Source organism: Pseudomonas gingeri (assembly GCF_013385635.1).
GTDB lineage: Bacteria > Pseudomonadota > Gammaproteobacteria > Pseudomonadales > Pseudomonadaceae > Aquipseudomonas > Aquipseudomonas gingeri_A.
The window spans coordinates 96,669-117,765 of record NZ_JACAPR010000008.1 but is presented as its reverse complement, the minus strand read 5'-3'; the positions used below and the strand labels follow the sequence as shown (position 1 = coordinate 117,765).

At 62.4% G+C, this 21,097-nt stretch carries 24 protein-coding genes; 10 read left to right on the top strand and 14 right to left on the bottom strand.

Annotated features, from left to right (window positions below; translation table 11 throughout):
* The first annotated feature begins 1 nt into the window (after position 1).
* A complete protein-coding gene (locus tag HX851_RS36840; RefSeq protein WP_017124487.1) occupies positions 2-562 on the top strand; it encodes a nitroreductase family protein in 561 nt (186 codons plus the stop codon).
* A 38-nt stretch (positions 563-600) separates the two neighbouring features.
* On the opposite strand, the gene HX851_RS36835 is transcribed toward HX851_RS36840, so the two are convergent.
* From HX851_RS36835 to HX851_RS36810, 6 genes are all read right to left on the bottom strand, one after another.
* Positions 601-1,935, bottom strand: a complete 1,335-nt coding sequence (locus HX851_RS36835; protein ID WP_177060292.1) for a sensor histidine kinase — start codon at positions 1,933-1,935, stop codon at positions 601-603.
* A gap of 69 nt (positions 1,936-2,004) precedes the next feature.
* The gene (locus tag HX851_RS36830) at positions 2,005-2,433 is read right to left on the bottom strand and encodes a Spy/CpxP family protein refolding chaperone (RefSeq protein WP_177060294.1); all 429 of its coding nucleotides are present in this window, start codon (positions 2,431-2,433) and stop codon (positions 2,005-2,007) included.
* Positions 2,434-2,703: 270 nt separating this feature from the next.
* The gene (locus tag HX851_RS36825; protein WP_177060296.1) at positions 2,704-3,381 is read right to left on the bottom strand and encodes a response regulator transcription factor; all 678 of its coding nucleotides are present in this window, start codon (positions 3,379-3,381) and stop codon (positions 2,704-2,706) included.
* Between the two features lie 34 nt (positions 3,382-3,415).
* Positions 3,416-3,823 (bottom strand): SH3 domain-containing protein, encoded by a 408-nt coding sequence (locus tag HX851_RS36820; RefSeq protein WP_177060298.1) that lies wholly within the window; start codon positions 3,821-3,823, stop codon positions 3,416-3,418.
* Between the two features lie 110 nt (positions 3,824-3,933).
* Positions 3,934-4,233: a YciI family protein gene (locus HX851_RS36815; protein WP_177060300.1), complete on the bottom strand. Its 300-nt coding sequence runs from the start codon at positions 4,231-4,233 to the stop codon at positions 3,934-3,936.
* 1 nt (position 4,234) lies between these two features.
* Positions 4,235-4,831, bottom strand: coding sequence for a septation protein A (locus HX851_RS36810; RefSeq protein ID WP_177060302.1), 597 nt, complete (start codon positions 4,829-4,831; stop codon positions 4,235-4,237).
* Between the two features lie 84 nt (positions 4,832-4,915).
* Here HX851_RS36810 and HX851_RS36805 point away from each other — a divergent pair, with 84 nt between their 5' ends.
* From HX851_RS36805 to arfB, 7 genes are all read left to right on the top strand, one after another.
* On the top strand, positions 4,916-5,782 hold the full coding sequence (locus HX851_RS36805; protein WP_177060304.1) for a PHP domain-containing protein: 867 nt from the start codon (positions 4,916-4,918) through the stop codon (positions 5,780-5,782).
* A gap of 13 nt (positions 5,783-5,795) precedes the next feature.
* On the top strand, positions 5,796-6,425 hold the full coding sequence (locus HX851_RS36800; protein ID WP_177060306.1) for an L-threonylcarbamoyladenylate synthase: 630 nt from the start codon (positions 5,796-5,798) through the stop codon (positions 6,423-6,425).
* Positions 6,426-7,244, top strand: a complete 819-nt coding sequence (locus HX851_RS36795; protein WP_017124479.1) for a segregation and condensation protein A — start codon at positions 6,426-6,428, stop codon at positions 7,242-7,244.
* An 11-nt stretch (positions 7,245-7,255) separates the two neighbouring features.
* Complete coding sequence (scpB, locus tag HX851_RS36790) at positions 7,256-8,278, top strand: SMC-Scp complex subunit ScpB (RefSeq protein ID WP_177064781.1); 1,023 nt, start codon at positions 7,256-7,258, stop codon at positions 8,276-8,278.
* 159 nt (positions 8,279-8,437) lie between these two features.
* Positions 8,438-9,646: a 23S rRNA pseudouridine(2605) synthase RluB gene (gene rluB / locus HX851_RS36785; RefSeq protein WP_177060310.1), complete on the top strand. Its 1,209-nt coding sequence runs from the start codon at positions 8,438-8,440 to the stop codon at positions 9,644-9,646.
* Positions 9,647-10,153: 507 nt separating this feature from the next.
* Entirely contained in the window at positions 10,154-11,578 is a 1,425-nt protein-coding gene (locus HX851_RS36780; RefSeq protein ID WP_177064783.1) for an amino acid permease, read from the top strand.
* Between the two features lie 85 nt (positions 11,579-11,663).
* On the top strand, positions 11,664-12,077 hold the full coding sequence (gene arfB / locus HX851_RS36775; protein ID WP_177060314.1) for an alternative ribosome rescue aminoacyl-tRNA hydrolase ArfB: 414 nt from the start codon (positions 11,664-11,666) through the stop codon (positions 12,075-12,077).
* A gap of 128 nt (positions 12,078-12,205) precedes the next feature.
* Here arfB and HX851_RS36770 read toward each other — a convergent pair whose 3' ends face one another.
* From HX851_RS36770 to phhA, 6 genes are all read right to left on the bottom strand, one after another.
* Positions 12,206-13,411, bottom strand: a complete 1,206-nt coding sequence (locus HX851_RS36770) for an MFS transporter (RefSeq protein ID WP_177064784.1) — start codon at positions 13,409-13,411, stop codon at positions 12,206-12,208.
* A 103-nt stretch (positions 13,412-13,514) separates the two neighbouring features.
* On the bottom strand, positions 13,515-13,697 hold the full coding sequence (locus HX851_RS36765) for a hypothetical protein (protein WP_177064786.1): 183 nt from the start codon (positions 13,695-13,697) through the stop codon (positions 13,515-13,517).
* An 87-nt stretch (positions 13,698-13,784) separates the two neighbouring features.
* A complete protein-coding gene (locus HX851_RS36760; protein WP_256262490.1) occupies positions 13,785-13,916 on the bottom strand; it encodes a hypothetical protein in 132 nt (43 codons plus the stop codon).
* Between the two features lie 169 nt (positions 13,917-14,085).
* Positions 14,086-15,276, bottom strand: a complete 1,191-nt coding sequence (locus tag HX851_RS36755; RefSeq protein ID WP_218170656.1) for an amino acid aminotransferase — start codon at positions 15,274-15,276, stop codon at positions 14,086-14,088.
* A complete protein-coding gene (locus tag HX851_RS36750) occupies positions 15,276-15,632 on the bottom strand; it encodes a 4a-hydroxytetrahydrobiopterin dehydratase (RefSeq protein WP_177060318.1) in 357 nt (118 codons plus the stop codon). Before HX851_RS36750 ends, HX851_RS36755 begins: the two co-directional genes overlap by 1 nt.
* A gap of 101 nt (positions 15,633-15,733) precedes the next feature.
* Positions 15,734-16,525 carry a phenylalanine 4-monooxygenase gene (gene phhA / locus HX851_RS36745; protein WP_177060320.1) on the bottom strand — a complete coding sequence of 264 codons (792 nt, stop codon included), beginning with the start codon at positions 16,523-16,525 and terminating at the stop codon, positions 15,734-15,736.
* Between the two features lie 301 nt (positions 16,526-16,826).
* Between phhA and HX851_RS36740 the strand changes: the two genes are divergently transcribed.
* Complete coding sequence (locus HX851_RS36740) at positions 16,827-18,383, top strand: sigma-54-dependent transcriptional regulator (RefSeq protein ID WP_177060322.1); 1,557 nt, start codon at positions 16,827-16,829, stop codon at positions 18,381-18,383.
* A gap of 58 nt (positions 18,384-18,441) precedes the next feature.
* Here the strand turns inward: HX851_RS36740 and HX851_RS36735 are convergent, their stop codons facing one another.
* Positions 18,442-19,164: a TylF/MycF/NovP-related O-methyltransferase gene (locus HX851_RS36735; RefSeq protein ID WP_017124463.1), complete on the bottom strand. Its 723-nt coding sequence runs from the start codon at positions 19,162-19,164 to the stop codon at positions 18,442-18,444.
* Complete coding sequence (locus HX851_RS36730; RefSeq protein ID WP_177060324.1) at positions 19,161-20,027, bottom strand: 2OG-Fe(II) oxygenase family protein; 867 nt, start codon at positions 20,025-20,027, stop codon at positions 19,161-19,163. The genes HX851_RS36735 and HX851_RS36730 overlap by 4 nt, the downstream gene beginning before the upstream one ends.
* A 327-nt stretch (positions 20,028-20,354) precedes the next feature.
* Here HX851_RS36730 and HX851_RS36725 point away from each other — a divergent pair, with 327 nt between their 5' ends.
* On the top strand, positions 20,355-21,095 hold the full coding sequence (locus tag HX851_RS36725) for a flagellar basal body rod protein FlgF (RefSeq protein WP_177060326.1): 741 nt from the start codon (positions 20,355-20,357) through the stop codon (positions 21,093-21,095).
* Positions 21,096-21,097: the final 2 nt, after the last annotated feature.

The following is a 21,097-nucleotide window of genomic DNA, read 5'->3' as shown; positions in this document are numbered from 1 at the left end:
GATGGAGGCTCTCGACAATTTGCTCAACCGTGTTTCCGCACCGCGCCTGCTGGATCCGGCGCCGACGGCGGCCCAGCGCGACATTCTGTTCGCGGCGGCCATGCGTGCGCCGGATCACGGCCAACTGCGGCCCTGGCGCTTCCTGACGGTGGACGGCGCAGCCCGTGAGCAGTTGGGACAATTGCTGGCCGAAGCGGTGCGGCAGCAAGGTGGCGAAGTGACCCAGGCGGCGCTCGACAAGGCCCTGGCGATGCCGTTGCGGGCACCGTTGGTGGTGGTCGTGGTTGCGCGTCTGCAGGAGCACTTCAAGGTGCCGAAGTCCGAGCAACTGCTGGCGGCCGGCTGTGCCGCCCACGCCATCCTGCTGGCGGCGCACGCCCAGGGCATCGGCGCGGTGTGGCGCACGGGCGAGCTGTCCTACTCGCGTCATGTGGCCAAGGGCCTGGGCTTGAACAATGACGAAGAAGTGATTGCGTTCCTCTACCTGGGCACGCCGCAGAACGAGCTGCGTCCGGCGCCCAAGGTCGATCTGACGGAGTTTGTCAGCGCCTGGTCGGCCTGAAATCCCAGGACTCTTGCCGGCTCCGGCAAGAGATGAGGTCAGTTTGTTATTCCCGGCTCCAGTGGCAAGTCCAGGGTGGCGATAAAGCCGCCCTGAGGATGATTCGCCAATACCAGGCTGCCGCCATGGCGTTCCGCTGCCCGGCGGGCAATCGCCAGGCCCAGGCCGTGGCCGGCTGCGGTCTGGCCCGGTGCACGGAAGAACGGCTCGCCCAACTGCGCCAGGTGTTCGGCTTCGACGCCGGGGCCATGGTCGCGGACGCTGATTTCGATCCGCTCGCCCTGGCGCCGCGCCGTGACTTCAATGGCCTGGCCTTCGGGGTTGAAGCGCTGGGCATTGCGCAGCAGGTTGTCCAGCGCCCGTTCGAGCATGGTCGGCCAGCCCCTGAGACTCAGGGCCTGTTCGGCGTCCAGTTGCACCGGCTGCTCCGGTGAACCGAGCACGGCCTCCCTTTGCAGGAGCGTCAGCAACTGGTTGAGATCGACCTCTTCGGCACTGGCCTGGTCGGCATCGACCCGGGCCAGGGCGAGAATTTCGCTGATCAGCGCTTCCAGGCGATCGCATTCGCGGGTCAGCCGCGGCCAGAGCCGCTCACGCTCTTCGGGACTCGAACGTTCGGCCAGGGCCAGGGCGATTCGCAGGCGCGCCAGCGGCGAGCGCAGTTCGTGGGAGACATCACGCAGTAACTGCCGCTGGCTGCCGATCAGGCTTTGCAGGCGTGCCCCCATCAGGTTGAAGTCCTTGGCCAGCACGCCGAACTCATCGCGCCGCGCCGCCAGTTTCGCCAGGCTGTTCTGTTGATAGGTGGCCTGGCCGAGGTCATGCACGGCGCCACGCAGGCGACTCAGCGGGCGGGTGATCGATAGGGTCACCAGCAGGCTGAACAGGGTCAGCACCACCAGGGCGATGCCCAGGGCGCTGAGGGGCCAGAGCAGGCTTTCGCGGTGCCAGGCATCCAGTTCCGGGTGGGGAATACGGTAGATCAGCAGGTAGGTATCGCCGCTTTTCGGGCTGGTGTACTCGACGGTCAGGCGCCGCCACGGCAGTCGCCGATCATCGTTGTTCTGCCGGGCCTCGAAGGCCGCCGCACGTCGGGGGAAGGTGCCCCGCACCACCGGATCGCCGCTTTCGTTGAGGACCTGGACGTCGATGTGATACTGCTTCTTGCGCTGCTCCAGAATGTCCTGGGCGGCGTCTTCGCCCTGGTTCTCATAGGTTTGGGTCCAGTCTTCGGCCAGGGTGGCCAGGCCGGGATGCCGGCTGAGGATCCAGGCGTCCTGGTTGAGCATGTGCCCGAGCAGAATCGACAACCCCGCGACAAGGGCGATGGCCAGCCAGAAGCTGGCGAGGATGCGCCAGAACAGTGATCGCACAGCAATTCCTCGACCAATCAAACAGGGAAAGCCCGGCGGCGTTGGCCGTCGGGCTCGGTGTGGAGCGGATTATTGCGCTTTTTGTGGCTGCTGTGCTTTCCAGGCCTTGAATTCGGCCCATTCGGCACGGCGTTCGGCGTGTTTCTTCTGGATCTCGTCGAAGGTCTTCTGTTGGTCAGGCTTGAGCAGCGCACGGATTTCGCCCTGGGTTTTCTGGCGAGCGGCGTCTTTCTCGTTCTTGAAGGCGGTCTGGTCGGCCGGCGAGAGCTTGGCCAGGTACTTCTCGGCGAGCATCTTGCGATCGCGCATCTGCTCGCCCATCAGCTTGCCGATGGCATGGCGCTGATCAGGCGTCAGGTCCAGTTGGCTGTAAGGTGCCCGCCAGTGATCGCCGCCGCCATGGTGCGGGCCGTCCATCGGACCACCGCTTCCAGGCATGGCCATGGCAACGGTTGGCAGGGCTGCAGCGAACATCAGGGCGATAAGGGTCTTGCGCATGGTGTTTCTCCTTGTCTCGGTTCCGGTCAGTCCGGGTGAGTACAGATTAAGGAGATCAAGGTCAGCGGCGGTCAGCGGAGGGTAAAGCTTGGGTAAAGAGGTTCGGGGAGGAGGCTGACATAATGATCGTTCCCAAGCTCCAGCGTGGGAATGCCTCGCTGTACGCTCCGCGTTCGCTCTTTTGACGCAGAGCGTCACGGGCTGCATTCCCACGCGGAGCGTGGGAACGATCAATTCCCAGGCCTAGCGTGGGAACGATCATGCAGTGGCTTACGGGGCGTAGTAATAACCGCGGCTGCGCAAGGCGACGATCCGCGGCCGACCGTCGGGGTGCGGGCCGATCTTCTTGCGCAGGTTGCTGACGTGCATGTCCAGGCTGCGATCGTAAAGGGTCAGCTTGCGGCCCAGGGCGATCTGCGCCAGTTCCTGCTTGTCCAGCGGTTCGCCTGGTTGCTGCAGCAGGGCTTCGAGCAGGCGGCTTTCGGAGACGGTCAGGGTGAAGTCCTGCTGATCGATGGTGACCACGCCGCGCACCGGGCTGAAACACAGGTCGCCCAGTTCCAGCTGGCTCGACGTCGCGGTCGGGTGGCTACGGCGCAGCACCGCGCGCAGGCGGGCGGTCAGCTCCCGGGGATCGCAGGGCTTGGCCAGGTAGTCATCGGCGCCCAGCTCCAGGCCGAGGATACGGTCCAGGGGTTCGCCACGGGCCGAGAGCATCACCACCGGTAGTTCCGGGTGATCGCTGCGCAACTGTTTGAGCAGCTCAAGGCCGCTGCCGTCGGGCAGCATCACGTCCAGCACCACCGCCGCCGGAGCGCTTTCGGCCAGGGCCTTGCGGGCGCTGAGGCCGTCGTGGCAGGCATGTACCTGAAAGCCTTCCTGGCTCAGCCAACTGGTCAGGAGCTCGCACAGTTCCTGGTCATCGTCTATCAGTAACAAGTCGCTCATGAAGTTCTCGATAACAGGTCGCCCGATGGCGCTCTCAATTCAACCATTGCCGACGCTGTCTGCGTCCGCCACTGGCGAAGATACCGCAGAGCAGGGCCAGGAGTGCAACTCCTCCGCCCGTGACAAACCACTGCTGCTGGTCGGTCAGCAGGCGCGGAGTGGGGCTGGCCTGCGCCTCCTTGAGTTGCAGCTTGAGGCGTTGGTTCTCCTGGCGCAACCGGCTCAGCTGGGCGCTTTCGCGTTCGGCGTCGGCACCGGCCAGTTGCTTGCCCAATTCTTCGCGCAGTCGCTCGCTTTCTTTCAAGCGTTGCTGCAAATCGGTGATCTGGCTTCCGGCGCTCAAGGACAGGGGCGTGGAATTGCCCGTGCCGCCTTCTTCCGCCTGGGCGGTCGCCCCGATCGATAACATGACGCACAGCAGACACAACGGACCTTTACGCATCGGAAACTCCTGATTCCAATCGGTATTCAGAACGTTGTCGGCTGTCGAACGAGAATAATGAGCGATTGCATGCGCGATGATCCCCGGTGGGTTATCGCGCATGCGCCGACTCAGGGCATGGATTGGCGGAATGGCTTGACCAGGACGTGGCCGTAGACGCCGGCAGCGACAAACGGATCGGCCTCGGCCCAGGTCCTGGCGGCTTCCAGGGACTCGAACTCGGCGACGATCAGGCTGCCGGTAAAGCCCGCGGCGCCCGGGTCATTGCTGTCGATGGCCGGATGTGGGCCGGCGAGGATCACCCGCCCCTCGTCATTCAGCTTCTGCAGCCGTTCGATATGCGCCGGGCGTGCGGCCAGGCGTTTTTCCAGGGAGTTCTCGACGTCGGTGGCAATGATTGCGTAGAGCATGTCAGTCCTCGGTTTTTGGCGTGGTCGGGTCGGCGTCGTGCAGGTGGCGGGACAGGTAGATGCCCTGGCCGACCAGGAACAACAGGGTCATGCCCAGGCTGCCGAACACCTTGAAGTCGACCCAGTACTGCTGGAAGGTGAACGCGACGAACAGGTTGGCCGCGCCACAGAACAGGAAGAAGACGATCCAGGCCAGGTTCAGGCGCGTCCAGATCGGCTCCGGAAGGCTCAGGGCGTGGCCCATGATGCGCTTGATCAGCAGGCGGTCGCCGATGAAGTGACTGCCGGCGAAGGCCAGGGCGAACAGCCAGTTGACCACCGGAGCCTTCCACTTGAGGAAGGTTTCGCTGTGGAAGGCCAGGGTCAGGCTGCCGAACACCAGGCAGGCGATCAGCGTCAGCCACTGGCTTTTCTCCAGCTTGCGCTGGGTGATGAACAAGGTGCCGTAGACCACCAGCGAGCTGATGATCAGCATCGCCGTGGCGCTGTAGATACCACCGACCGTCACACTTTGGCCGGCGATGTCGACGATGCGGGGTTCGATTTTATAGACGATGAAAAACAGGAACAGCGGGATGAAATCGATGAATTGTTTCACAGTGGCAGCCAGAAGCAGGATGTAGCGGCATAATAACAAACATACTTGCCAGCGAAAGCGCCACCTAGAGGTTATTCAGTTCCCGTGGAAATCGACCTGCACTGCCATAGCACGGCTTCCGACGGCGCCCTCGCGCCCGCGGTCCTGGTTGCCCGTGCGCACGAGAAAGGCGTGCGAGTCCTGGCCCTGACCGACCATGACACCCTCGAAGGCCTTGCCGAGGCCCGTGCCGCGGCGGATGCGCTGGGCATGCGGCTGGTCAATGGCGTCGAGTTGTCCTGCACCTGGGGCGGTGCGACCATCCATGTGCTGGGGTATGGGTTTGATGTCAATGCGCCGGTGCTGGTCGAGGCGATCGCCAGGTTGCATGAGGGACGCTGGCTGCGTTCCGAGGAAATCAGCCGCAAGCTGGCCCTCAAGGGCATGCCCGGTGCGCTGGAAGGCGCGCGGGCGATCCAGCAGGAGCTGGGTGACAGCGGCAATGCCCCGGCGCGCCCGCATTTCGCCGACTTCCTGGTCCGCGAAGGGTTCGTCAAGGACCGTGCCGAGGCGTTTCGCAAGTGGCTGGGGGCCGGCAAGCTGGGGGACGTGAAGCTGCACTGGCCGACCCTGGAAGACACCGTCGGCACCCTGCGCGCGGCCGGCGCCTGGGTCAGCCTGGCCCATCCCTGGCACTACGATTTCACCCGCAGCAAGCGCCGCAAGCTGATTGCCGACTATATTCAAGCGGGAGGCCAGGCACTTGAAGTGGTCAACGGGCACCAGCCGGCCGAGCAGGTCGGCAGCCTGGCGATCCTGGCCCGTGAGTTCGGGCTGCTGGTCAGTGCCGGCAGCGACTTCCATGGCCCCGGAGGCTGGTCCGAGATCGGTGAGTACCGCCCGCTTCCCGAAGATCTGCCGCCGCTCTGGTGTCGGTTCAAATATGACCAGCCAACAACCGCACGCGTCTGAACAGGTAGAAAACGTGAGTCAATTTTTCCAGATTCATCCGGAAAACCCGCAGGCGCGCCTGATCAAGCAGGCGGTGGAGATCATTCGCAAGGGTGGGGTGGTGATCTATCCGACCGATTCGTCCTATGCCATCGGTTGCCAGATCGGCGACAAGAATGCGGTCGAGCGTGTACGGCGGTTGCGGCAACTGGACGAAAAGCACAACTTCGCGCTGATCTGTGCCGACCTCTCGCAACTGGGCCTGTTCGCCAAGGTCGACACCGGCCTGTTCCGCCTGCTCAAGGCTCATACACCGGGGCCCTACACCTTTATCCTGAACGCGACCCGGGAAGTGCCGCGGCTGCTGCTGCACCCGAAAAAGCGCACCATCGGCCTGCGTATCCCCAGCCATCCGATTGCCCTGGCGCTGCTGGCCGAGCTGGGCGAACCGCTGATGAGCGTGAGCCTGATCATGCCCGGCGACAGCGATCCGATGATCGATCCCTACGAAATCCGTCAGTTGCTCGAACATCAGGTCGAGCTGATCATCGATGGTGGCTTCGGCGGGATCAAGGCGTCCACCGTGATCAACCTGGCCGATGGCGAGCCGGAAGTGGTGCGGGTCGGTTGCGGCGATCCGGCCCCCTTCATGGTCGAGGCCTGAATGTCCGCCGTTGAAACCGTCGACAGCCAGGCCGGAGCGCAGCAGGAACTGCCATTCGCCATGGTCTATGGCCAGGCGGTCATGGAAATGCCGCTGGACCTGTATATCCCGCCGGATGCCCTGGAGGTCTTCCTCGAAGCCTTCGAAGGCCCGCTGGATTTGCTGCTGTACCTGATCCGCAAGCAGAACATCAATATCCTCGACATTCCTGTGGCGGAAATCACTCGCCAGTACATGGGCTATGTCGAGCTGATGCAGTCGGTGCGCCTGGAACTGGCGGCCGAATACCTGGTGATGGCGGCCATGCTCGCCGAGATCAAGTCGCGGATGCTGCTGCCGCGTTCGGCCGAGGTCGAGGAGGAAGAGGACGACCCGCGTGCCGAACTGATCCGCCGCCTGCAGGAATATGAGCGGTTCAAGGCGGCGGCCGAAGGCATCGATGAGTTGAGCCGGGTGGGGCGCGATGTCGTCGTGCCCAAGCTGGACGCCCCGGAAGCACGGGCGCGCAAATTGTTGCCGGACGTCAGCCTGGAAGAGGTGTTGCTGTCCATGGCCGAGGTGCTGCGCCGTGGCGACATGTTCGAAAGCCATCAGGTCAGCCGTGAGCAACTGTCGACCCGCGAGCGCATGAGCGATGTGCTCGACCGCCTCAAGGGCGGTGGTTTTGTGCCGTTTGTCGAACTGTTCACCGCCGAGGAAGGCAAGCTCGGCGTGGTCGTGACCTTTATGGCGATCCTCGAACTGGTCAAGGAATCCCTGGTCGAGCTGGTGCAGAATGAGCCCTTCGGGGCGATCCATGTGCGGGCCCGAGCCGAATAACGAGCGAATCAATGAACCTGACTGAACCCCGCGAGCTGGCTCCGCTGCTTGAAGCCTTTCTGTTGGCCTCGGGAAAGCCGCAATCCCTGGAACGCCTGTACGAGCTGTTCGAGGAAGCCGAGCGCCCCGAGCCGCCGGTCTTCAAGAAAGCCCTGGCGCTGCTCGCCAAGTCCTGCGATGGCCGCGCCTTCGAACTCAAGGAAGTGGCTTCCGGCTATCGCTTGCAGATTCGCGAGAAGTTCTCGCCCTGGGTCGGTCGGCTCTGGGAAGAGCGCCCGCAGCGTTATTCCCGGGCGATGCTGGAAACCCTGGCGCTGATCGCCTATCGCCAGCCGATTACCCGGGGCGAGATCGAGGATGTACGTGGGGTGGCGGTCAACAGCCAGATCGTCAAGACCCTGTTGGAGCGTGAATGGATCCGGGTGGTCGGTTATCGCGAGGTGCCGGGCAAGCCGGCGATGTTCGCCACCACCAAGGCCTTTCTCGACCACTTCAATCTGAAGAACCTCGACGATCTGCCGCCGCTGGCGGAACTGCGCGAACTGGAGCCGGACCCGGTGCTCGACTTCGAGGACGCGCCGGTGCCCGAAAGCCTGCAAGCCCTGGCCGATGCCAGCGCCGATCCGGAAACGGTGGAAGAGCCAAAGGAAGAAACCAGCTTCCATACCCTGCTGCTGGAACTGGACTCGATGGAAGAAGGTATCAAGACCGACTTCGACGATTTGCTCAGGGATGGCGAAAGCCCGCTGCCGAGCGGGGAGTTCCAGGAAGAACCGGGACTGGAGCTGTCTGGGGAGGTCGAGGAGCCTGAGGCAGTCGAGACGCTTGAGGACCCGGAACCTGACCTGGGCGCCGACGTTGTGCCTGATGAGCCGGAGGAGGATCTGGTCGGTGCCGCCGAAGCCCGCGAACGCCTTCTGGCCGCGGTTGCCGCGCTGGACGCCGCCGCCCGGCCCGAACTGAGCGACGAAGAGGCGGAGGCCCAGGCCCTGGCCGAAGCCATCGAGAATGAACGGCGCCAGTGGGAAGATTGATTTTCCATGTGGGGGCGGCGCTCCCACAAACTGCTACTCTCTGATGCGCAACGCCGCAGATCCGCGTATGATTCGCGACCCTTCGACGATCCCATCGTCCAGAACAGGTTTTTTATCTCTTCAGGCCAAGCCTGAATCGACACACCGGGAGGTGCCCAGATGAGTGACAACGATCAGAAAGACAACCAGGAAATCGGTCCGGCAGGCGAAAAGCTGCAGAAGGTCCTCGCCCGCATCGGCGTCGGCTCGCGCCGCGACGTGGAAGGCTGGATCAGCAAAGGCCGGATCAAGGTCAATGGTAAAGATGCCACCCTTGGCCAGCGCGTCGACCTGCACGATGCCATCACCATTGATGGCAAGGTCATCAAGCGCGAAGAAGCGGCCGAATCGGTTCGCCGCGTGATCATGTACAACAAACCCGACGGCGAAATCTGCACCCGTGACGACCCGGAAGGGCGCCCGACCGTGTTCGACAAGCTGCCGCGTCCGAAAGAAGGCCGCTGGATCAATATCGGCCGCCTGGACATCAACACCACCGGCTTGCTGATGTTCACCACCGACGGTGAGCTGGCCAACCGCCTGATGCACCCGTCCTACGAGATGGACCGTGAATACGCGGTGCGTGTGCGTGGTGAAGTCGACGACGAGATGATCGAGCGGCTCAAGGCCGGCGTGGTCCTCGAAGACGGCCCGGCGAAGTTCACCGACATCCAGCAGGCGCCGGGTGGCGAAGGCTTCAACCATTGGTACCACTGCGTGGTGATGGAAGGTCGCAACCGCGAAGTCCGTCGCCTGTGGGAGTCCCAGGGCCTGGTGGTCAGCCGCCTCAAGCGTGTGCGTTTCGGCCCGGTGTTCCTGAACTCCGACCTGCCGATGGGCCGCTGGCGTGAAATGACCCAGTACGAGGTCGATGTCCTCAGTGCCGAGGTCGGCCTGACGCCGGTGGCGATGCCGCAGTTGAATGCCAAGAGCAAGGACAAGCTGGAGCGGATGCAGCGCAAATCCTCGCGTCCGATGGGCAAGACCGAACGCGTGCGCACCTTGCGTCCGGCCAACGGTGCAGCGGCTGGCGCCGAACGCACCTCGCGCGAGCCGCAGATCGAGGGCGAGCGTCCGGCCCGCAAGCCGGCCCCTCGCCAGGACGGTGAGCGCGCACCCCGTGCGCCACGTCCGGCTGGCCGTGGCGAGTCGCGCGGGACGCCGGTGGCGGATCGTCCGGTGGACAGCAAACGTCCGGCCAAGCCGGCACCGAAGTCCAAGCGTCCGGGCGTCGGCCTGGTGGACAAGGATGCCCCGTCGGGCAAGCGTCGTGGTGCCCCGGCCGGTTCCGGTCAGCGTCCAGGGTTCGGCCGACGCAAGCCGGAATAAGCGCTGAGCGCCCTGCTGGAACGGAAAACGCCAATCAGTGATTGGCGTTTTTTTTTGCCCGGACGCTGATCGTTCCTACGCTGTGCGTGGGAACGATCAGCGATCATTTTTTTGATGGGCTTGTGTGGCAAGTTTTCGTGACATGCCGTCAGGAAGATTTTACGTATTTACCGGCCAAGTCCCCTGAAAACATTGGCTTTGACGCCTTGTAAGGAATAATTGCCGAGGTCGCGGGCGACCGGGCTTTTTCCTTCTGCCCGTCCCCTTGTCCCCCGGCACCGGTAACGGTGTGATGCGCCCATGCCTGCCGGTGCTGGCCTGGCGGTGTACAATGCGCGGCGTTTTAACTGTGACCCAACTGCGTACCCGCGCATTTTGTGCTGTCCGGCGGCTGCCTTGCGATGCCCCGAAGGCCAAGACACTCAAGGCTATCCGCCTTGTTCACTCCATCGCGCCACAAGCGTGATGGGTTCGATTTCGTCACAGATAAAAACAAACAGGTGACGCATGACCCCTGATACACCCCTTGCTTCGGGCGAGCTGAAACGCGGCCTGAAAAATCGTCATATCCAATTGATCGCTCTCGGCGGCGCCATCGGCACGGGCCTGTTCCTCGGTTCCGCCGGGGTGCTGAAATCCGCCGGTCCGTCGATGATCCTCGGCTACGCGATCTGTGGCTTCATTGCCTTCATGATCATGCGCCAACTGGGCGAGATGATCGTCGAGGAGCCAGTAGCCGGTTCCTTCAGTCACTTCGCCCACAAGTACTGGGGCGGTTTCGCCGGTTTCCTGTCGGGCTGGAACTGCTGGATCCTTTACATCCTGGTGGGTATGTCGGAGCTGACCGCGGTCGGCAAGTACATCCACTACTGGTGGCCGGAGGTTCCGACCTGGGTCTCGGCGGCGGCGTTCTTCGTGCTGATCAACCTGATCAACCTGGCCAACGTCAAGGTCTTCGGTGAGGCGGAGTTCTGGTTCGCAATCATCAAGGTGGTGGCCATCGTCGGCATGATCGCCCTTGGCAGCTACCTGCTGGTCAGCGGCCACGGCGGCCCGCAAGCCTCGGTGAGCAACCTGTGGGAGCACGGCGGGTTCTTCCCCAATGGCGTCAGCGGCCTGGTCATGGCCATGGCGATCATCATGTTCTCCTTCGGTGGCCTGGAAATGCTCGGCTTTACCGCGGCGGAGGCCGACAAGCCGAAAACCGTGATTCCCAAGGCGATCAACCAGGTGATCTACCGGATCCTGATTTTCTACATCGGCGCGTTGGTCGTGCTGCTGTCGCTGACCCCCTGGGACAGCCTGCTGACCACCCTGAACGCCTCCGGCGACGCCTACAGCGGCAGCCCGTTCGTCCAGGTGTTCTCGATGCTGGGCAGCAATACCGCCGCGCATATCCTCAACTTCGTGGTCCTGACCGCGGCGCTCTCGGTATACAACAGCGGCACCTACTGCAACAGCCGCATGCTGCTGGGCATGGCCGAGCAGGGCGATGCGCCGAAGGCGCTGGCCAGGATCGACAAGCGCGGTGTGCCGGTGCGTTCGATCCTCGCTTCGGCGCTGGTGACCTTCGTGGCCGTGGTGATGAACTATCTGATCCCGCAGCATGCCCTGGAGCTGCTGATGTCGCTGGTGGTCGCGACCCTGGTGATCAACTGGGCGATGATCAGCTACTCGCACTTCAAGTTCCGCCAGCACATGAACCGTACGCAACAGACGCCGCTGTTCAAGGCGCTCTGGTACCCCTACGGCAACTATGTCTGCCTGGCGTTCGTAGTGTTCATCCTTGGCATCATGCTGATGATCCCGGGCATCCAGATCTCGGTGTACGCGATTCCGGTGTGGCTGGCGTTCATGTGGGTCTGCTACGGCATCAAGAACAAGCGCAGTGCCCAGCAGGCCATGTTGGCGGCCGAACCGTCGCTGAAGTAGGCAACGCGGCTGTCAGACAAACCCGGCCCTGTGCCGGGTTTGTTATTTCGGTATCCTGAACACCCTGACGTCGGACGCTTTCCACATGCTGGTGATTTCCAACAACGTGCACCTGCCGGATGCCGAGATCGAGCTGACGGCCATCCGTGCCCAGGGCGCCGGCGGGCAGAACGTCAACAAGGTGTCCAGCGCGGTGCACCTGCGTTTCGATATTCCGGCCTCGTCCCTGCCGCCGTTCTACAAGGAGCGCCTGTTGGCCCTGCGTGACAGTCGCATCACCAGTGACGGGGTGATCGTGATCAAGGCTCAGCAATACCGGACGCAGGAGCAGAACCGCGCGGACGCCCTGGAGCGCCTGGTGGAGTTGATCCTGGCGGCGACGAAAGTCGAGAAGAAACGCCGTCCGACCAAGCCGACACTGGGTTCGAAGAAGCGCCGGCTGGAGAGCAAGAACCAGCGCGGGGCGATCAAGGCCGGGCGTGGCAAGGTCGATTTCTAGATTCGGCCAGTGTGGGAGCCGGCTTGCCGGCGAAGAGGTCCCTGAGGCAGGTAGTGATCATCCGACCGCCATCGCCGGCAAGCCGGCTCCCACAGGGGGCAGGGGGCTCTTGAGAGGGGCGGCCAGATTCAGGTCTTGTCCCGCAACGCGCGCTGTTTGGGTGTCTGGAGGTAGAGATAAACGCTCAGCAGCAACCCGCAAAGTGCGGCCAGCGCGGCGAACAGGAAGATCGAGGCAAAGCCGAAGCCGGCCGCGATCGCGCCCACCAGTGGCCCGGTGATCCCCAGCGACAGGTCGATAAACAGCGAGTAAGCCCCCACCGCCGCGCCACGGCTGGAAGCCGGTACCAGGTTGACCGCCTCGACACCCAGTGCCGGGAACACCAGCGAGAAGCCGAAGCCGCTCAGCGCCGCGCCCGCCAGGGCCCATTGGGCGTCCGGTGCCAGCCATAGCAGCAACAGGCCCAGGGTTTCCACCGACAGGCAGGCAATCGCCACGCGAAAACCGCCGAGGCGGTTGATCAGGTTGCCGAACAGCAGTCGTGCGCAGATAAAGCTGGCGCCGAACAGGCTCAGGCACAGCACGGCGTTGCTCCAGTGCTGGGTGGCGTAGTACAGGGTGATAAAGGTCGCGATGGTGCCAAAACCAATAGAACCCAGCGCCAATCCGGTGCCATGGGGCAGGACACGGCCGAGCACATGCAGGAAGGGCAGGCGCTCGCCGGCGACGATCGGTGCCGGCTGTTTTGGCCAGGCCAGCACGAAGCCGAGTATAGACAGCAGCAGGATGCTTGCGCCCATGCTCCACAGTCCCAACTGGTTGACCAGCCATACCCCCAGCGGTGCGCCGACGGCCAGGGCGCCGTAACTGGCGATGCCGTTCCAGGAAATCACCTTGGCGGTGTTCTGTGCCCCGACCCGACCGATGCCCCAGCCGATGACGCCGGAGCCCACCAGGCTTTCCGTGGCGCCCAGTACCAGGCGCCCGACAAACAGGCTGACCAGGCTAAGGATCGGCAGTGCGTGGAGAAAGCTTGGCAGCAGCATGAAGATGCCACTCAGGCCGCATCCGGCCATGCCGTACAGAACCGCGCGCTTGCTGCCCAGGTTGTCGATGATCCGGCTGGCGTAGGGGCGACTGAGGACCGTGGCCAGGTACTGCACGCTGATCACCAGGCCGGCGATCACCGTACCGAAGCCCAGTTCGTTATGGACATAGCCCGGCAGCACGGCCAGTGGGATGCCGATGTTCAGATAGCCGATAAAGGTAAGCAGGACGATGGAGACGACTTGCAGCGTGACCGCGAGCGGGCGCTGGGTTTCTGGCGAAGGCAAAACGGGCACCCTGGCAGCGAATAAGAAAGGTAGGTTGCTTATGATAGCGGCGGGAGGTGGCTTGCAGGGTGTTGAATCGAAAAAAATACCGGGCGGTGAGCGCTCAGGATTGGGCGGGAGCCAACAGTCGGGTGGTGACCAGGGCGGCCAGGGCATTTTCCTGATTGCCGAAACGGACGAGCAGGACGGCCTGTTTTTCCGGGCTGAGATTATTCCACAGCTCGATCATCTTTTCGGCGGTGCCGATCAGTACGCTGGCTTGGGTTTCGTCGAAGGTGTCGGTCACGGCGTGGGTCCGGGGGCGCGAGGGCTGTGTCTGGCTGTGTGAAAAACACCAGGAGCGGTTTTTCACACGGCCAGCGTTTCAGGCGTTTCAGTCTTTGCTGTCGGCCTTGAGGCTTTCTGCGGCCTCGGTCTTTTCAGGCTGTTGGGCACTGGCTTGTTGCGGGGCTTTCTGCTCAGTCTCGTGCAGGCTTGGGAAGGGGAAGTTGGGTATCTCGTGCATCGTCGTCGCTCCTCGCAAGGTCTGTTTTTTAAATCGCTGGGTAGATCCGCGCTTTTAAAAAGCCTGGGCAGGATACAGCAGTACAAATGACAGAAAGATTTTTATCTGCCCGGTGGCGGGTTATTGATTCGATCGTTCCCACGCGGAGCGTGGGAGCGATCATCATCGACTAGCAGACCGCGGCAATCGCCTCGGCCAGTGCGGCCAGGCGGGTTGCATCGATGCCGGCGACGTTGGCCCGGCCGGAGCTGACCATGTACACGCTGTACTCATCGCGCAGGCGCTTGACCTGGGCGGGTGAGAGGCCGGTGTAGGAGAACATCCCGCGTTGCACGCCGATATGCGCGAAGCGCTGCGCCAGGCCATGGGGTTGCAGGGCTTCGACCAGGCCGCTGCGCAACTGCGCGATGCGCAGGCGCATGGCTTCCACTTCGTCGGCCCACAGGCTTTTCAGCTGGGGATCGGCAAGGATGGTCATGACCACCGCCGCGCCATGATCCGGCGGGTTGGACCAGAGGTTGCGGGCGACGGCGGCCAGCTGGCTGCGTACGTCCAGCAGCTTGTCGGCATCGGCGGTGCAGACGATCAGTGCGCCGGTGCGCTCGCGGTACAGGCCGAAGTTCTTCGAGCAGGAGCTGGTGATCAGTACTTCCGGCAGCTCCCGGGCGAAGAGACGCACGGCCCAGGCATCCTGCTCCACGCCATCGCCAAAGCCCTGGTAGGCGAAATCGATCAACGGCAACAGCTCACGACGGCGGACGATATCCAGCACCTTGTACCAGTCGTCGTGGGACAGATCGAAACCGGTCGGGTTGTGGCAGCAAGCGTGCAACAGCACCACGTCACCCTGGGGAACCTGCTCCAGGGCGGCCAGCATGCCGTCGATGTCCAGGCGGTTGTCGGCGTCGACGTAAGGGTAGTGGCTGATCTTCAGGCCGGCGGCGGCGAAGATGGTTTCGTGGATCGGCCAGGTCGGATCGCTGAGCCAGATGCCGCGCCCCGGCAGGCAGTGGGCGATAAAGTCCGCGCTCAGGCGCAAGGCACCGGTGCCGCCCGGCGTCTGGGTGGCACCGACGCGCTGGCCGGCGATCAGCGGCGAGTCGGCGCCCATGACCAGTTCGGTCAACAGGCTGCCGAAGCGCAGGTCGCCATGGCCGCCGATATAGGACTTGGTCATCTGCCCGTCCACCAGCTTCTGCTCGGCCAGCTTGACCGACTGCAGGATCGGCGTCAGGCCCTGGGCGTCCTTGTAGACCCCCACACCGAGGTCGAACTTGGCCGGGTTGGGGTCCTGGGCATAAGCCTCCAGCAAACCGAGAATCGGATCGCCAGGAACGCGCGCGATGGCGGTGAAATGCATTATTTACGGCCCTCGGCGGATTTGCTGACCTCGTCAGTGCGTGCCGCCATGATGAAATCGTTACGGTGCAGACCCTTGATCGAGTGGCTCCACCAGGTCACGGTGACTTTGCCCCACTCGGTCAGCAGGCCCGGATGATGACCTTCGGCTTCGGAGATTTCGCCGACGGCATTGGTGAAGGCCAGGGCGAACTTGAAGTTCTTGAACAGGTAGACCTTCTCCAACTGCATGATGCCGTCGCGAACTTCGATATTCCAGTCCGGAATCTGTTTGATCAATACCGGCAGTTCTTCGTCGCTGACCTGTGGGGCATCGGCGCGGCAGGCTTCGCAGTGGGCTTGGTTCAAGGCGTTCATGGTGTATTCCTGTGCTCGTTTTTGTTCGGTGGACGCCACTCGACCACGCTAGGGGAAAATGCGCGGACGAGAAAGGCTCAGGTAGTGGCAAAAGCCGCGGATCAGGCGGCCTTGGGTTTGGGCGGAAATTTCGGGGCGTGCAGACCCAGCTTCATCCCTTGCTCGACCATGCCCATGATGTCCTCGTGGGCCAGGTCGAACAACCGCTTGAGGTTCGGCAGCGTGAAGTAAACCGGCTGCAGGATGTCGATGCGATAAGGGGTGCGCATGGCTTCCAGCGGATCGAATGGTTGGTGCTCGGGCGTGTCGGACAGGCTGTACACCGTCTCCTTGGGCGAGGAGAGAATACCGCCGCCATAGATGCGCCGGCCTTGTGGGGTGTCCACCAGGCCGAACTCGATGGTCATCCAGTACAGGCGCGCCAGGTACACCCGTTGTTCCTTGCTGGCCTGCAGGCCGAGCTTGCCGTAGGTGTGGGTGAATTCGGCGAACCAGGGATTGGTCAACAGCGGGCAGTGGCCGAAGATCTCGTGGAAGATGTCCGGTTCCTGCAAGTAGTCCAGTTCTTCTTCGGTGCGAATGAAGGTGGCCACCGGAAACTGCTTGTTGGCCAGCAATTCAAAGAAGGTCTGGAAGGGGATCAGTGCCGGTACCCGGGCCACCTGCCAGCCGGTGGTGGCTGCCAGGACAGCGTTGATTTCGCTCAGTTGCGGAATCCGGTCATGGGGCAGGCCGAGCTTTTCGATGCCGTCCAGGTATTCCTGGCACGCGCGCCCCTCGATCACTTTCAGTTGACGGGTGATCAGGGTATTCCACACCGCATGTTCGGCGGGCGGGTAGTCGATAAACCCTTGCGCATCGGGCTCGCGAGCCACGTATTGCGTCTGCTTCATACAACTCTCCTGCTAGAGGGATCATTCTTGTTATGTCCAGCGTTGTCCCTAGTGTTGACCCGCGGGAGGAGGAAATGCATCGGGGTGGGCGGCCTCTGTGACCGGCGTCGCGCGGTCAATTCGTAAAGTATTCGTTACGAGTTTCGGTTTTTATCGAGAGGACGGGGCTTGTACGTGATAGCGAAGTCGATATCTGTCACGTAATCTTTACGAAAAACTGCGGGGCAACGGAAAAAGTTGTCCGGAATCGGGCTGAAATACTCTCGATGACGCAGCCCCGACCACCTTCCTGGGTCTTTCCATGCGTATCAAAGTGCATTGCCAGAACCGCATCGGCATCCTTCGCGACATTCTCAATCTGCTGGTGGACTACGGCATCAACGTGGCCCGGGGCGAGGTCGGCGGCGACCAGGGCAATGCCATCTACCTGCATTGCCCGAACCTGATCAACCTGCAGTTCCAGGCCCTGCGACCGAAGTTCGAGACCATTGCCGGCGTCTTTGGTGTGAAGCGGGTCGGGCTGATGCCCAGCGAACGTCGGCATATGGAACTCAATGCGTTGCTGGGGGCACTGGAGTTCCCGGTGCTGTCCATCGACATGGGTGGCTCGATTGTCGCGGCCAACCGTGCGGCGGCGCAGTTGCTCGGGGTGCGGGTCGACGAGGTGCCGGGGATTGCCTTGTCCCGCTACGCACCGGACTTCGACCTGCCGGAACTGGTGCGGGCCAACAAATCGCGGATCAATGGCCTGCGGGTCAAGGTCAAGGGTGACATCTTTCTGGCGGATATCGCCCCCCTGCAGTCGGAACACGACGACAGCGAGGCGATGGCGGGTGCGGTGTTGACGCTGCACCGCGCCGATCAGCTCGGCGAGCGGATCTATAACGTGCGCAAGCAGGAGTTGCGCGGCTTCGACAGTATTTTCCAGAGCTCGCGGGTGATGGCGGCGGTGGTGCGTGAAGCCCGGCGCATGGCGCCGCTGGATGCACCGCTGCTGATCGAGGGCGAGACCGGCACCGGCAAGGAACTGTTGGCGCGCGCCTGTCACCTGGCCAGTCCGCGTGGCCAGGCGCCATTGATGGCACTTAATTGTGCCGGGTTGCCGGAGTCGATGGCCGAAACCGAGTTGTTCGGTTATGGCCCTGGTGCCTTTGAGGGCGCGCGTGCGGAAGGCAAGCTCGGGCTGTTGGAGTTGACGGCCGGCGGGACGCTGTTTCTTGACGGTGTCGGCGAGATGAGCCCGCGCCTGCAGGTCAAGTTACTGCGCTTTCTGCAGGATGGCGGTTTCCGTCGGGTGGGCAGTGACGAGGAGGTTTATCTCGATGTGCGGGTGATCTGCGCGACCCAGGTTGATCTGTCGGAGTTGTGTGCCCGGGGCGAGTTTCGCCAGGATCTGTATCACCGGCTCAATGTCCTGTCGCTGCATATCCCGCCCCTGCGCGAATGCCTGGACGGCCTGACGCCGCTGGTGGAGCACTTCCTCGATCAGGCCAGCCGGCAGATCGGTTGTCCATTGCCGAAACTGGCACCGGCGGCAATGGAGCGCCTGAGTCATTACCACTGGCCGGGAAATGTCCGGCAATTGGAAAACGTGCTGTTCCAGGCGGTTTCGTTATGTGAAGGCGGATTGGTCAAGGTCGAGCATATTCGCCTGCCGGATTACGGCGTGCGCCAGCCCCTGGGGGATTTTTCCCTGGAGGGCGGGTTGGACGAGATTGTCGGGCGATTCGAGAAGGCGGTGCTGGAACGCTTGTATTCGGAGCATCCGAGCAGTCGTTTGCTGGGCAAGCGGTTGGGCGTTTCCCATACCACCATTGCCAACAAGCTGAAGGCCCATGATGTCGGCAGGCTGGAGTAGGCATGAGTAGGGGCGGCGTCCTGATGGACTCCGTCCCCACACAGATCCCATACCTTAATCAGATGTGGAAGTAACCCACGCACGAGTCAAACGGCAGGCGCTTGAGCTCGATCTTGTTCATGTCGAATACTTCGCGCAAGGCCTTGGTTTCGCCCGGGAAGTTACGGTAGGCAACTTCGTCGAGGACCACGATGGCACCCTTGGGCATGTACGGCAGGAAGGTTTCCAGCGCGACCTTGGTCGGCTCGTACAGGTCGGTGTCGAGGATCAGCATGGCCACCACCAGGTCCGGGCGGGTCTTGACGAACTCCGGCACGGTCTTGCAGATATCGCCTTTTACCAGCTCGCAGCGTGGAATGCGGTTGACCGGGCGCAGCAGGTCGTTGGCATTGATCATGTCCTGGATCAGCGACTGGTCAGTATCGGAGAACATGGTCTCGTTGATATCGGCGGGGTCTTCATCCTTGTTGATGCTGGTGAAGCCTTCGAAGGTGTCGAAGCCGACGATCGAGCGGTTGATCGCGTAGGGTTCGAGGATCATCGAAAGGTGCATGTAGAGCATCAGCGAGTTGCCCTTGTACACGCCGCACTCGACGATCGCGCCGGGGATGTCCATGACCTTCTTGAACAGCTCCATACGCGACAGCGCGGCGGTCACGTTGATGCGGTTGGCGAAGACGAACGGTGCGTCGGCCACATACTCGGCATCGACCCGCTTGAGCACGCCGGCGCGGGTTTCGTTGTATTCGGCTTCGGCAGGCGTAAGGCGGCGCTTGGTCATTGGTAGATTCCTTGGAAATTCGAGAAGTCGTGGGCGTGGAAGTAATCTTTGAAACCGGCCCCGACGTCCGGACAGGCGCTGTCGACGTTCGGCGCGCCGCGCTTGTGTAGCAGGTCGTCGAGGTGCATCAGGCGGAAGTCCACGCTGAAGCGGGTCTGTTCGGTGTAGTTGGGCACGGTGCCGTGCAGGTGCGAACCGGAGAAGGTCAGGATCTCGCCGGTGTTGCCGGCAATGCGGACTTCCGACGAGCTGTCGATGTCGGCCAGCGGCACCGGGTGCACGCGTACCTCTTCGGTCAGGTTGTCCTTGGCCTTGTGCCGCTGGTTGTTGATCCAGTCGTTCAGGCTCCAGTCCTTCGAGGTGTTCAGCACCGGCTTGTCGAAGTAGCCGGCGTTGATCATCATCGTCTGTTCCGGTGCGATGGTGTAGACCGGCATCCAGGTGTTGATCTGGCAGTCGACACTGCCATACCAGGTGTCGCGGTGCGGTTTGTAGGCGTAGCTGACACCGGCGTGCAGGTAGTTGTAGTTGGGCACGACGCGCAGGCGTGGCACGTCGAAAATATACTCGCGTGGGTCCAGGCCGACCTCATGGATAAAAGCGAGGATCAGATCCTTGACGCGCTGACTGTTGGTGAACTGGCCCTTGAGGCGGGTCACCCGGCTGACGAATTCTTCGACCGCCATCATCTTGTGCAGGGACTGGTGATCGGTTTCACCGTCGAACGCTGCCGTGATGCTTTCCTTGGCGAAGCCACAGAGTTCCTTGGCCGTCGCCAAGTGGGTGTCCAGGAATACCGATCCTGAATAGATGGCTTCTTTGAAATCGGCCTTTTTCTGCAGCTGGTTGATGTACAGGTTCACGGTAGCCCTCCTGAATACTGTGGCTAATCTAGGTGTCGGCAGCACCTTGGCAAACTGAAATCAGTCACTTTCTCAAGGGGCTTGCAAGGTCCGTTCCTGATCGACGCATTGACGCATGATTGATGGGCAGGCTGACCGATACTTGCCGCCAGCGGCATAACTCCGCCGTTTTTTCGTCTCTTCTCAACACCTTGAAACCCTGGAAAGATCACCGGAGTCCCGGCCGGCCTGGGCCTTGTCGCCAGGAAAGCAAGTTGGTTCGGAAATTGCTAGGGCTCTCGCAGTACAGCGGTGGGCGGCAAACGTCCGTCAGAAAGAGGAAAGACTGTGGACAAGTACCTTTACGTGGCAATGACCGGCGCCAGCCAGAATGCTCTGGCGCAAAAGGCTCATGCCAACAATCTGGCGAACATCTCTACCAGCGGCTTTCAGCGTGATCTGGAGCAGGCACGTTCGATGCCGGTGTTCGGTGACGTCTTTCCGGCGCGTGCGTTTGCCATGTCCGAGCGGCCGGCAACCGATTTCTCTCCGGGTGCGATGCAGCAAACCGGGCGTGATCTTGACGTGGCCGTAGGCGGCGACGGCTGGGTGGCGGTGCAGGCTCCCGACGGCAGCGAAGGCTACGTGCGCACCGCGAGCATGAATATTGACGCGTTGGGCGTGTTGCGTGCCGGCAACGGCATGCCGGTAATGGGCAATGCCGGGCCGATCGCCGTGCCGCCCGAGTCGAAGGTCGAAGTGGGCGAGGATGGCACCATCAGTATCCGCGCCATGGGTGAAGGCCCACGTGTGATCGCCGTGGTCGACCGCATCAAGCTGGTCAACCCGGACCTGAAGAACATGACCAAGGGCCTGGACGGGATGATCCACACCAAGGACGGCCAGCCGGCGGTGGCCGATGCCAACGTCAAGCTGGTCTCCGGCTTCCTCGAGGCGAGCAACGTCAACGCCGTCGAGGAAATGACCTCGGTGCTGGCCTTGTCCAAGCAGTTCGAGCTGCATATCAAAATGATGAACACCGCCAAAGACGATGACCAGGCAATGGCTCGGGTCTTGCAGATCAGCTAATC